We start from the raw sequence: 12302 nt of genomic DNA, 5'->3' as shown, positions 1-12302 counted from the left end.
GACGGGCGAAACGAAGAGCAAAGCTCGGACTAATGATGTCGCGAGAATGCGAAGCTGCGTCCTCATCCAGGCTGTCATCGCCCGACCTCGACCAGGCGATCCAGTACGCCGCGGCCTCTCGGCTCACGTACTATTGCCTCTGGAATACTGGTTCACCCGCCTGCGCGGGTGATGACACCGGTTGTTTGAATCGAGAACCATCCTCACCGTCGTCCTGGCGGAAGCCAGGACCCATTACCCCGAATGCGAGTCGTGACACGATGCAGTTGCTACAGTTCACTTCAACAACACGATCCTGTGGTTATGGGTCCTGGCTTCCGCCAGGACGACGGCGTGATCTCGGCGTCAACATATGCCACCGATGAGCTCGCGCAGTGTACGTCTTGAGATTCGGAATAGTTCGCAACAACTCCACCGCCGGGACGCACTTGCAACTGAGTGGCGATTGCGCGTGGTGAACAACGACTGACACTTGATGTTCACGGACTCCCTGCTAAACCGCCGCCCATGAATTCTTCACCCGCCAGCGCATCCCACAGCAAGACATCCGTCGCCGCGATCTCGATCCTCGCCAGTGGCAGCATGGCGGTGGCGAAGTTCGTCGTCGGCATCGCCATCGGATCGCTGGCGCTGATCTCCGAGGCGCTGCACTCCTCGATCGACCTGGTCGCCACCATCATCACCTGGGCGGTGGTGCGGGTGTCGGATCAGCCGGCCGACGCCGAGCATCATTACGGCCACGGCAAGTTCGAGAGCGTCTCGGCGCTGTTCATCATCGGCCTGCTCTATGTGCTGGCCGGCGGCATCCTGGTGCAGGCCTACAGTCATCTGCGCGAGGGAGCGCCGCCGCCCTCGATCTCGGCCATTCCCTTCATCGTGCTCGTCGTCGATATCGGCGTCAATCTGTGGCGCGCCCGGGCGCTGCACCGTGCCGCGCGCGACACCAAGAGCCAGGCGCTCGCCGCCGACGCGTTGCACTTCGCCTCCGACGTGATGGGTTCGACCGCCGTCATCGTCGGCCTGGTGCTGGCAGGCCTCGGCTTCTGGTGGGGCGATGCCGCAGCGGCCATCGCGGTCGCGGTGATGATCTCGCTGCTCGGCCTCCGCATGGCCCGTGAGACGGTCGAGACCCTGCTCGACCGCGCCCCCGAAGGCGCGCAGGAGAAGGCCACCGCTGCCATCAAGACCGTGCCGGGGGTCGTCGATGTCGATCGCCTGCGGGTCCGCATGGTCGGCGCGACGCATTTCATCGATGCCATCGCCACCGTGCCGCGCACCTACCCGATCGACCGCGTCGAGGACATCAAGCGGCGGGCGCAGGAGGCGGTGAGCGAGGCGTTCGGCGACGCCGACCTCACCTTCACCGCGGTGCCGGTGGCGCGCGACAATGAGAGCGTGCGCGAGCGCATCATGGTGATCGCGCGCAATTCCGGCCTCGCCATCCACCACGTCACCGTCCACGACATCGGCGGCAAGCTGATCGTCAGCATCGACCTCGAAGTCGACAGCGATATGGCGCTGGATGCCGCGCACGACATCGCCCACGAACTCGAGCGCGCGATCCGCGAGGACTTCGGCGAGGACGTCGAGGTCGACACCCATATCGAGCCGCTCGAGCCGGAACTGCCGTGGGGAACCGACGCAGCGCCGGATCGCGTCGAAACCATCCGGGCCGCGCTGACCGAATTTGCAGCCGGCGGCGCGATCCATGACATTCACAACGTGCGGGTCCGCAACACCGACGCAGGCGAGATCGTCAACTTCCATTGCCGCGCCACGCCCACGATGAGCGTGATCAAGGTGCACGAAGGCGTCGACGAGATCGAACGCAAACTGCGGCGCGCGTTCCCCACCGTGAAGCGCGTGATCAGTCACGCAGAACCGGCGCGCGCGTAATTCTACGGAGGCGTTCCTGTTTCGGACTCACTTTGCGCATCGTGATTCTGTTTTGGACAAGAATTATTTCGCATTAACGAATCGTTGACTCTCGACAGTCCCGGAAATCTGGATTCAAATGATCATGATTCGGATGCATCGTGGGGAGCATCCGAACCGGGTAAAAATCAGCTTAGAGCGGGGGTCTAAGGCATGGCGCGCGCGCATGCAGCGAACGCGTGCGTCCAATCCGATTCGATCAAGGGATTGGCGCAATCGATCGCGAAACCGGCCTATCACAGGCTCCTGACGGCCGAGCCTGCACTGCGCCGCGCTGTGCCTACTCTCATCATCGCCTTCCTGATCACCATCTGCCTCGGCGCCTTCGTCCAGGTGATCGACCAGAACCGGCAGAAGCGCGGCGCGATGAAGCGCGACCTTGCCGCGCTCTCCGACATCCTCGCCGAACGCCTCGACCGCCTGACCTCGGTGCGTCGCGACCGGCTCGCCAATATCGAGCGGTTGCAGGAGCTGCTGCCCGACCTGATCCCGTCCTGGGGCAACGCCTATGGCCGCCACGTCATCATCACCGGCGCCGATCACCGCGTGCTGGCCCGCGTGCCGATCGACGGTGCAGGCGAGAACGACCGCATCCTCGACATCGTCTCCACCGCGCAACTGATGATCGCGCCGGGCCAGCAGGGCGTCGTCAACGACATGACGCTGCCGGGCGGCACCGGCGCGCTGGCGATCTCGCAGCTCGTCAAGTCGCTGCCCGGCCAGATCGTCGTCATCCAGGAGATGAACGAGCCGATCTGGGGATCGGACGCCGCGCTCTCGGTGACGCTGTCGGCAACCACGAGCTTCGTGGTGCTGATCCTCGGCTTCGCCTTCCACTGGCAATCGACCCGGGCCCGCGAGGGCGATCTGATCAACGACGCGGTGCGCGGCCGGATCGACACCGCGCTCAACCGCGGCCGTTGCGGATTGTGGGACTGGGACCTGTCGCGCGGCAGGATCTTCTGGTCGCAGTCGATGTTCACGCTGCTCGGGCTCGATAGCCGCAACGACCTGCTCACCTTCGGCGAGGTCAACGCGCTGGTGAACTCCGACGACATCAACCTGTTCGACATCGCCGACCAGCTGATCTCGGGCAAGATCGATCACATCGACCAGAGCTTCCGCATGCGCCATGTCGGCGGCCACTGGATCTGGCTGCGGGTGCGCTGCGAGCTCAGCCATGCCGCGGCCGACGGCGGCCTGCACCTGATCGGCATCGCGGTCGACATCACCGAGCAGAAGAGCCTCGCCGAGAAGTCGGTGGAAGCGGACTTGCGGCTGCGCGACGCCATCGAGACCATCCCGGAGGCCTTCGTGCTCTGGGATGCCGAGGATCGCCTGGTGCTCTGCAACTCGCACTTCCAGCGGCTGCACAAGCTGCCCGACAGCGCCGTCGCCCCCGGCACCTCCTACGAGACCGTGATCGAGGTCGGCAGCATGCCGGAGGTGCGCACCCGCCTGCACGAGAGCGGCATGCCGGCGCCGGGCGCCCGCACCTTCGAGGCCCAGCTCGACGACGGCAGCTGGCTGCACATCAGCGAACGCCGCACCAAGGACGGCGGCTACGTCTCGGTCGGCACCGACATCACTCGCATCAAGGCGCACGAGCAGAAGCTGGTCGACAACGATCTGCGGCTGCGCGCCACCGTGATCGACCTCCAGCGCTCGCAATCCGAGCTGGAACGGCAGGCCGTCGAACTCGCTGACCTCGCCGAGAAATATTCGCAGGAGAAGACTCGCGCCGAGGACGCCAACGCCGCGAAGTCGAAATTCCTCGCCAACATGAGCCATGAGCTGCGCACGCCGCTCAACGCCATCATCGGCTTCTCCGAGATCATGGGCTCTGGCCTGTTCGGCACGCTCGGCTCGGACAAATACGAGGAATACTGCCACGACATCCTGACATCGGGGAAATATCTGCTCGAGGTCATCAACGACATCCTGGACATGTCGAAGATCGAGGCCGGCCGCATGAAGTTCGACATGGAGCCGCTCAACCTCTCCGGCATCCTCGCCGAGTCGCTGCGGGTGGTGTCCGGCCGCGCCGAGCACAAGGGCCTGTCGCTGGAATCGGATATCGAGAGCACGATCTCCGTCGTCGCCGACCGCCGCTCGGTCAAGCAGATCATCGTCAACCTGCTCTCCAACGCCGTGAAGTTCACGCCCGACAATGGCCGCGTGCTGGTGCGCGGCCAGATGCTGGACGATTCGATCGTGCTGCTGATCGCCGACAGCGGCATCGGCATCGCGCCGGACTCGCTGCGGCGGCTCGGCAAGCCGTTCGAGCAGGTCGAGAGCCAGCTCACCAAGAGCTACCAGGGCTCGGGCCTCGGGCTTGCGATCGCCCGCTCGCTGACCAATCTGCACGGCGGCTCGATGAAGCTGCGCTCCAAGCTCGGCGTCGGCACCGTGGTCCGCGTCACGCTTCCCCGCGATCCCCGCACGCTGCAGGCACGGCTGCCGGAAGCCGCGTAGGAACGCTACGCGCTCTCCAGCGTCGGCGCGACTTCGCGCGCGACCTGCACCAATGCCGCGATCAGCGGCGTCATCGGATCGCGCTGCGGGATCACCAGGCCGATGCTGTAGTCGACGACCGGATCGACGATCGGAATGCTGCGCACGGCGTCGGCAAGGCCGAGCGTCTCGGCGAGCTTGGCCGGCATCACGCTCGCCCAGCGTCCGGTCTTCACATGGGTGTAGAGCACGAGCAGCGAGTTCGACGTCAGCGTCGGCGTCGCTTCCGCGCCGACCGAGGTCAGCGCGCGATCGATGATGCGGCGGTTCTGCATGTCGGGCGTCAGCAGGCACAGCGGCACGGTGCCGACTTCCTTCCAGGTCACCTGCTTGCGGTCGCCGAACATCGCATCCGGCGCCGTCAGCAGCCGATAGCTCTCATTGTAGAGCGGGATGGTGCGGACCTTGCCGATCGGCTCGTTCTCGATATAGGTCAGCCCGGCATCGACCTCGAGATTTTCGAGCAGGCCGAGCACGTCGGCCGAGGTGCAGGACTGGATGCGGAAGCGCACGTCGGGATGGCGCGCCCGGAACGGCGTGGTGAGCGAGGCCACCATGCCGAGCGCAGTCGGGATCGCCGCGATCCGGATCTCGCCCGACAGTTTGTCCTTGAGGCTGTTGATCTCCTGCTTCATCGCCCGCGCGTCGCCGACGATGCGCCGCGCCCAGTCCAGCGTCCGCTCGCCTTCCGGCGTGAAGCCCTGGAAGCGGGAGCCGCGCTGCACCAGCATGACGCCGAGGATCTCCTCGAGCTGCTTGAGGCTGGTCGACATGGTCGGCTGGGTGACGCCGCAGGCCTCCGCGGCCCGGCCGAAATGCCGTTCCTTGGCCAGCGCCAGCAGAAGTTCCAGCTTGTCGATCAAGGTCCAGACCCCTTCGGAAAGCGGTGCCGCAGGCGGCACGCCGATACACCCATAGGTAACACGATCAGGGCGCGATCCCGAAATCCAAACCAGGCCGGAAGTGCGTGATTCCAGACCATTATTGCAATCCCGGATCGACCCATTCGGCAACGCTATTAATCGCGTTTCGCAATCGCCGCATGAGACAGCTTTATTGATATATCGAAGGATTCCAATTCTCATATACGGAGCAAAAAATGATCGTGAGAAGCGCAGATGACGGTGGGATACGAACCTTGGGACGCGACGCGCGGCGCTGAGATCATCGCCGAGCATGCCGGGCTCGAAGGCGCCACGCTGGTGATCCTGCACGCGCTGCAAGAGGCGTTTGGCTACGTGCCGGAGCCGGCGATCCCGATGGTGGCGGAAGCGCTCAATTTGTCCCGCGCCGAGGTGCACGGCGTATTCACCTTCTACCACGACTTCCGCAAGCAGCCGGCCGGACGGCACGTCCTGAAGCTCTGCCGCGCCGAGGCCTGCCAGGCTGCGGGCGGCGATGCGCTGGCGGCGCGCGCTGAGGCAAAACTCGGCGTTTCCCTGGGAAATACCACCGCGGACGACCGCGTCACGCTGGAGCCGATCTACTGCCTCGGCCTGTGCGCCACGGCGCCGTCGGCGATGCTGGATGGCCGCGTGATCGGCCGGCTCGATGAAGCGCGGATCGATGCGCTGGTCGCGGAGGCACAGCGATGACGATGCGGATCTTCATTCCCCGCGATGCCGGTGCGGTCGCCGTCGGCGCCGACGATGTCGCGCTCGCTTTCGAGCAGGCCGCAGCCGCACGGGGCAAGGCGGTCGAGATCGTCAGGACCGGCTCGCGCGGGCTGTACTGGCTGGAGCCGCTGGTCGAACTCGCGACGGCGCAGGGCCGTGTCGCATTCGGTCCGGTGGCCACCTCCGAAGTCCCAGCCCTGATCGACGCGATGGCGAACGACGGCCCGCACGCCCTGCGGCTTGGTGTCACAGACCAGATTCCCTGGCTGAAGCGGCAGACCCGCCTGACCTTCGCGCGCTGCGGCGTGATCGATCCGCGCTCGGTCGACGACTACCGCGCCCATGGCGGCTACAAGGGTCTGGAGCGCGCGCTGACGCTGACCTCAGACCAGATCCTCGCCGACGTCACCACGTCAGGCCTGCGCGGCCGCGGCGGCGCCGGCTTCCCGACCGGCATCAAGTGGAAGACCGTGGCGCAGGCCAGCGCCGACCGCAAATACATCGTCTGCAATGCCGACGAAGGCGACAGCGGCACCTTCGCCGACCGCATGATCATGGAGGGCGACCCCTTCGTCGTGATCGAAGGCATGACGATTGCCGGTATCACCGTAGGCGCCACCAAGGGCTACATCTACATCCGCTCGGAATATCCGCACGCGGTCGAGGCGATGAACGCGGCGATCACAGCTGCCCGCCGCGCCGGCCTGCTCGGCAAGGGCATCGGCGGCTCCCCCCATGAGTTCGATCTCGAAGTGCGCGTCGGCGCCGGCGCCTATGTCTGCGGCGAAGAGACCTCGCTGCTGGAGAGCCTCGAGGGCCGCCGCGGCATCGTGCGCGCCAAGCCACCGCTGCCGGCGCACAAGGGCCTGTTCGGCCGCCCGAGCGTGATCAACAACGTGCTGTCATTCGCGGCGATCCCGTTCATCCTCGACAACGGCGCCAAGGCCTATGCCGATTTCGGCATGGGACGCTCGCGCGGCACGATGCCGATCCAGCTCGCCGGCAACATCAGATATGGCGGGCTGTTCGAGACCGCGTTCGGCGTCACGCTCGGCGAACTCGTCGACGAGATCGGCGGCGGCACCTTCACCGGACGCGAGGTGCGCGCGGTGCAGGTCGGCGGACCGCTCGGCGCCTATTTCCCGCGCGCGCTGTTCGACACCCCGTTCGACTATGAGGCGTTCGCGGCGCGCGACGGCCTGATCGGCCATGGCGGCGTCGTCGTGTTCGACGACAGCGTCGACATGGCCAGGCAGGCCCGCTTCGCGATGGAGTTCTGCGCGGTCGAATCCTGCGGCAAGTGCACGCCGTGCCGGATCGGCTCGACCCGCGGCGTCGAGACCATCAACAAGATCATCAACGGCGACCGCGTCGCCGAGAACCTCGCCGTGGTCGAGGACCTCTGCAACACCATGAAATTCGGTTCGCTCTGCGCGCTCGGCGGCTTCACGCCCTACCCCGTGCTGAGCGCCTTGAAACACTTCCGGGAAGATTTCGGCCCGGCACCGGCCCGCTTGCAGGCCGCGGAATAGTTGAGGAGATCACGATGTCGCTGATCCAGGAAATCGATTTCGGCACGCCCAAGTCCAAATCCGAGACGATGGTCACGCTGACCATCGACGGCAATCAGGTGACGGTGCCCGAGGGCACCTCGATCATGCGCGCGGCGATGGAGTCCGGCACGCAGATTCCCAAGCTGTGCGCGACCGACATGGTCGACGCCTTCGGCTCCTGCCGGCTCTGCCTGGTCGAGATCGAGGGCCGCGCCGGGACGCCCGCCTCCTGCACCACGCCTGTGATGCCCGGCCTCGTCGTGCATACCCAGAGCGAGCGGCTGAAGAAGCTGCGCAAGGGCGTGATGGAGCTCTACATCTCCGACCATCCACTGGACTGTTTGACCTGCGCCGCCAATGGCGACTGCGAATTGCAGGACATGGCGGGCGCGGTCGGCCTGCGCGACGTGCGCTACGGCTATGAGGGCGAGAACCACGTCTTCGCCAAATCGCACGGCTGCGAAAACGACAACTGGATGCCGAAGGACGAATCCAATCCGTACTTCACCTACGATCCGTCGAAGTGCATCGTCTGCTCGCGCTGCGTCCGGGCCTGCGAGGAGGTGCAAGGCACGTTCGCGCTGACGATTGCCGGCCGCGGCTTCGACAGCCGCGTCTCGCCCGGCATGAGCGAAAGCTTCCTCGGCTCTGAATGCGTGTCCTGCGGTGCCTGCGTGCAGGCCTGCCCGACCGCGACGCTGACCGAGAAATCCGTGATCGAGATCGGCCAGCCGGAGCACTCGGTCGTGACCACCTGCGCCTATTGCGGCGTCGGCTGTACCTTCAAGGCCGAGATGCGCGGCGAGGAAGTGGTTCGCATGGTGCCGTGGAAGGACGGCAAGGCCAACCGCGGCCATTCCTGCGTCAAGGGCCGCTTCGCCTGGGGTTACACCACCCACAAGGAGCGCATCCTGAAGCCGATGATCCGCGAGCGCATCGAGGATCCCTGGCAGGAAGTATCCTGGGACGAGGCGATGAATTTCGCCGCCGCGAAGTTCAAGGGCATCCAGCAGAAATACGGCCGCGACGCGGTCGGCGGCATCACCTCGTCACGTTGCACCAATGAAGAGACCTATCTGGTGCAGAAGCTGATCCGGGCCGGCTTCGGCAACAACAACGTCGACACCTGCGCCCGCGTCTGCCATTCGCCGACCGGCTATGGCCTGTCGCAGACCTTCGGCACCTCGGCCGGAACGCAGGACTTCGACTCGGTCGAGCACACCGACGTCGTCCTGATCATCGGCGCCAACCCGGCGGCGGCTCACCCGGTGTTCGCCTCGCGGCTGAAGAAGCGGCTGCGCCAGGGTGCCAAACTGATCGTGGTCGATCCGCGCCGCACCGAGATGGTGGAATCGCCGCATGTGAGGGCGCTGCATCTGCCGCTGATGCCCGGCACCAACGTCGCCGTGGTCACGGCGCTCGCCCATGTCATCGTCACCGAAGGGCTGGTCAACGAGAGCTTCGTGCGCGAACGCTGCGACTGGAGCGAGTTCGAGGAATGGGCGGCCTTCGTCGCCCAGGAGAAGTACAGCCCAGAAGCGACCGCGATCATGACCGGCCTCGACCCGAAGGACCTGCGCGAGGCGGCGCGGATCTACGCCACCGGCGGCAATGGCGCGATCTACTACGGGCTCGGCGTCACCGAGCACAGCCAGGGCTCCACCACGGTGATCGCGATCGCCAACCTTGCGATGGCGACCGGCAATATCGGCCGCCCCGGCGTCGGCGTGAATCCGCTGCGCGGCCAGAACAACGTGCAGGGTTCCTGCGACATGGGCTCGTTCCCGCACGAGCTGCCGGGCTATCGGCATATCGCGGGCGATGCCGTGCGCGAGCAGTTCGAGGCGATGTGGAACGTCAAGCTCAACAAGGAGCCCGGCCTGCGCATCCCCAACATGTTCGACGCCGCGATCGAGGGCACCTTCATGGGGCTCTACGTGCAGGGCGAGGACATCCTGCAATCCGACCCGAACACCAAGCACGTGGTGGCGGCGCTGTCGGCGATGGAATGCGTCATCGTTCACGATCTCTTCCTGAACGAGACCGCGAACTACGCCCACGTCTTCCTCCCCGGCTCGACCTTCCTCGAGAAAGACGGTACGTTCACCAACGCCGAGCGCCGCATCCAGCGGGTCCGCAAGGTGATGACGCCGCGCAACGGCTATGCCGACTGGGAAGTGACGATCCTGCTCGCCAAGGCGATGGGCTTCGAGATGCACTATAACCATCCGTCCGAGATCATGGACGAGATCGCGGCGCTGACGCCGACCTTCACCGGCGTCTCCTACGCCAAGCTGGACGAGCTCGGCTCGGTGCAATGGCCGTGCAACGAGAAGGCGCCGGAAGGCACGCCGATCATGCATATCGGCGGCTTCGTGCGCGGCAAGGGCAAGTTCATCATCACCGAATATGTCGCGACTGACGAGCGCACCGGGCCGCGCTATCCGCTGCTGCTCACCACCGGCCGCATCCTCAGCCAGTACAATGTCGGCGCACAGACCCGACGCACCGAGAACGTGGTCTGGCACGCCGAGGACCGGCTCGAGATCCATCCGCATGACGCCGAGCAACGCGGCGTGCGCGACGGCGACTGGGTGCGGCTCAACAGCCGCGCCGGCGAGACCACGTTGCGCGCGCTGATCACCGACCGGGTGGCGCCGGGCGTGGTCTACACCACGTTCCATCACCCCGACACCCAGGCCAACGTCATCACGACGGACTTCTCCGACTGGGCGACCAACTGCCCGGAGTACAAGGTCACCGCGGTGCAGATCTCGCCGTCGAACGGTCCGAGCGACTGGCAGAAGGCCTATGACGAACAGGCGCGCAACTCCCGCCGCATCGCGCCTGTGGTGGAGGCGGCCGAGTAGCGATGCGCGAGCCCGTCCACAAGGCGATCCGGAAGGTCTGGCGCGACGGCGTCTTCAGCGACGGCGCGCGCCTGATCCCGGAAGAGACGCCGCTGGCGCTGACCTACAATGGCGGCACTTACGCGGTGATGATGGGCTCGCCCGAGGACCTCAGCGATTTCGCCATCGGCTTCAGCCTGAGCGAAGGCATCGTGCAATCGGCCGACGAAATCGAGACCCTCGATATCGTCGAGCTCGATGATGGCATCGAGCTTCGGATGTGGCTCAAGCCCGACAAGGCCGAGCGGATCGCCGAGCGGCGGCGCAACATCGCCGGCCCGACCGGCTGCGGCCTGTGCGGAATCGACTCGATCAGCGAGGCGGTCCGACCGGCTGCCGTGGTGCCGGCGGGCCGTGTGTTCACGCCGCGCGAGATCATGACGGCGATGGCTGCGGTCGCGCCGCTGCAAGAGATCAACCATCAGACCCGCGCCGTGCACGCCGCCGCGTTCTGGACCGCCACGCGCGGCATCGTGGCGCTGCGCGAGGATGTCGGCCGCCACAATGCGCTCGACAAGCTCGCCGGCGCGCTGGCGCGCGACAAGGTCATTGCCAGCGACGGCATCGTGCTGCTGACCAGCCGCGTCTCGGTCGAGATGGTGCAGAAGACTGCCGCGATCGGCGCGCCGCTGATCGCGGCGGTGTCGGCACCGACGGCGCTTGCGGTCCGGATGGCGGATGCCGCCGGCATCACGCTCGCCGCGATCGCCCGCGCGGACGGATTTGAGATCTTTACCCACCCGGGCCGCGTCACCGGCGCGGTACCCGGCAAGGAGTCAGCCTATGTCGTCGTCGCCTGAAAAGCTGGTCTATATGGCGAACCAGATCGGAAAGTTCTTCCACAGCCAGGGCCACGACCGCGCCGTGCAGGGCATCTCCGAGCACATCTGGAAGTTCTGGGACCCGCGGATGCGCAAGCAGATCTTCGCCCATCTCGACGCCGGCGGCGCCGGCCTCGACGCCGACGTCCGCGATGCCTTGCAGAAACTGAAGCAGCAGGCGTAGTCGGCCAGCGCAACGATAAGGGGGTGGGCAAAGGCGCGCTGGCGCCGTGCCGACCTTCAAGCGTTCCGCTCGGAACGGTGGGCACGCTTCGCTTTGCCCACCCTACGCGCTGCTCTATCACCGTCACCCTGAGGAGCGCACTCTTGCGCGCGTCTCGAAGGGTCGACGGCCCGGCCGGTGGCCGTGCATCCTTCGAGACGCGCTACGCGCTCCTCAGGATGACGGGATTGAGATCGCAGGGCGGGTTAGCGCTTCCGTCTTCGCTCGTTGAGTTACGGCGGACAAGTCGCTAACCTACCCTACGCGCTTCCCTAACCGACGATCGCGTTGAAGACGCGGCGCACCTCGCTCTGGGTCTCGCGCAGGCGCGCTTCGAGCGCGGAGAAATCCGGCGTGTCGCCGGCTCGCGCCATCACGCGCAGCAGATCCTCGCCCGCCGTCTCGGGATTGAACTTGCCGGTGACGCAGAGCCGCAGGATCTGCGTCAGATCATGATAGAGCCGCGCCGCCGAGCGCAGGATCTCGGCCTCGGACTGCCCGAGCAGACCGAGCTTGGCGGCATGATCGAGCACCTGCAAGGTCGAGACGCTGAGGATCTCCGGCTTCGCTGATGCGTGCGCGAGTTGCAGATACTGGGCGATGAAGTCGATGTCGACGAGCCCACCGGCGGCGAGCTTGAGGTCCCAGACGTCGTCCTCGCCCTTCTCCAGCGCGATGGCTCGTCGCATGTCGGCGGCGTCGTCCGCGGCCGGGTCAGGACGCTGCGGATG

Annotated in this window: 8 protein-coding genes and 1 pseudogene; 7 read left to right on the top strand and 2 right to left on the bottom strand. The window is 66.0% G+C overall.

Annotation, left to right across the window (positions count from 1 at the left end; genetic code table 11):
- Positions 1 to 507 precede the first annotated feature (507 nt).
- Positions 508 to 1896, top strand: a complete 1389-nt coding sequence (locus B2W55_RS29290) for a cation-efflux pump (protein WP_029878847.1) — start codon at positions 508 to 510, stop codon at positions 1894 to 1896.
- Positions 1897 to 2088: 192 nt separating this feature from the next.
- Complete coding sequence (locus B2W55_RS29285; RefSeq protein ID WP_024579613.1) at positions 2089 to 4410, top strand: PAS domain-containing sensor histidine kinase; 2322 nt, start codon at positions 2089 to 2091, stop codon at positions 4408 to 4410.
- Positions 4411 to 4415: 5 nt separating this feature from the next.
- Here the strand turns inward: B2W55_RS29285 and B2W55_RS29280 are convergent, their stop codons facing one another.
- Positions 4416 to 5312, bottom strand: a complete 897-nt coding sequence (locus B2W55_RS29280) for a LysR family transcriptional regulator (RefSeq protein ID WP_018270739.1) — start codon at positions 5310 to 5312, stop codon at positions 4416 to 4418.
- A gap of 255 nt (positions 5313 to 5567) precedes the next feature.
- On the opposite strand from B2W55_RS29280, the gene B2W55_RS29275 reads away from it, so the two are divergent.
- Genes B2W55_RS29275 through B2W55_RS29255 form a run of 5 tightly spaced genes read left to right on the top strand, consistent with a single transcriptional unit; the run spans position 5568 to position 11532 of the window.
- Positions 5568 to 6044: a formate dehydrogenase subunit gamma gene (locus tag B2W55_RS29275; protein ID WP_024579612.1), complete on the top strand. Its 477-nt coding sequence runs from the start codon at positions 5568 to 5570 to the stop codon at positions 6042 to 6044.
- Complete coding sequence (locus B2W55_RS29270) at positions 6041 to 7597, top strand: formate dehydrogenase beta subunit (RefSeq protein ID WP_024579611.1); 1557 nt, start codon at positions 6041 to 6043, stop codon at positions 7595 to 7597. The genes B2W55_RS29275 and B2W55_RS29270 overlap by 4 nt, the downstream gene beginning before the upstream one ends.
- 14 nt (positions 7598 to 7611) lie before the next feature.
- Complete coding sequence (fdhF, locus tag B2W55_RS29265; RefSeq protein WP_024579610.1) at positions 7612 to 10488, top strand: formate dehydrogenase subunit alpha; 2877 nt, start codon at positions 7612 to 7614, stop codon at positions 10486 to 10488.
- Positions 10489 to 10490: 2 nt separating this feature from the next.
- Entirely contained in the window at positions 10491 to 11327 is an 837-nt protein-coding gene (gene fdhD / locus B2W55_RS29260; protein ID WP_024579609.1) for a formate dehydrogenase accessory sulfurtransferase FdhD, read from the top strand.
- Complete coding sequence (locus B2W55_RS29255) at positions 11311 to 11532, top strand: formate dehydrogenase subunit delta (RefSeq protein ID WP_024579608.1); 222 nt, start codon at positions 11311 to 11313, stop codon at positions 11530 to 11532. Before fdhD ends, B2W55_RS29255 begins: the two co-directional genes overlap by 17 nt.
- A gap of 311 nt (positions 11533 to 11843) precedes the next feature.
- Here the strand turns inward: B2W55_RS29255 and B2W55_RS29250 are convergent.
- Positions 11844 to 12302, bottom strand: a pseudogene (locus B2W55_RS29250) (bifunctional [glutamine synthetase] adenylyltransferase/[glutamine synthetase]-adenylyl-L-tyrosine phosphorylase); the annotation flags it as partial.

Source organism: Bradyrhizobium sp. UBA2491 (assembly GCF_002341725.1).
Lineage (GTDB): Bacteria > Pseudomonadota > Alphaproteobacteria > Rhizobiales > Xanthobacteraceae > Bradyrhizobium.
The sequence above is the reverse complement of the archived record's forward strand: the minus strand, read 5'-3'. Positions and strand labels throughout refer to the sequence as shown.

Bases quoted from the DNA above. Each gene is read 5' to 3' on its own strand.
- B2W55_RS29290 (WP_029878847.1), top strand. From the start codon at position 508: ATGAATTCTTCACCCGCCAGCGCATCCCACAGCAAGACATCCGTCGCC.
- B2W55_RS29275 (WP_024579612.1), top strand. From the start codon at position 5,568: ATGACGGTGGGATACGAACCTTGGGACGCGACGCGCGGCGCTGAGATC.
- B2W55_RS29270 (WP_024579611.1), top strand. From the start codon at position 6,041: ATGACGATGCGGATCTTCATTCCCCGCGATGCCGGTGCGGTCGCCGTC.
- B2W55_RS29285 (WP_024579613.1), top strand. From the start codon at position 2,089: ATGGCGCGCGCGCATGCAGCGAACGCGTGCGTCCAATCCGATTCGATC.
- fdhF (WP_024579610.1), top strand. From the start codon at position 7,612: ATGTCGCTGATCCAGGAAATCGATTTCGGCACGCCCAAGTCCAAATCC.
- B2W55_RS29255 (WP_024579608.1), top strand. From the start codon at position 11,311: ATGTCGTCGTCGCCTGAAAAGCTGGTCTATATGGCGAACCAGATCGGA.
- fdhD (WP_024579609.1), top strand. From the start codon at position 10,491: ATGCGCGAGCCCGTCCACAAGGCGATCCGGAAGGTCTGGCGCGACGGC.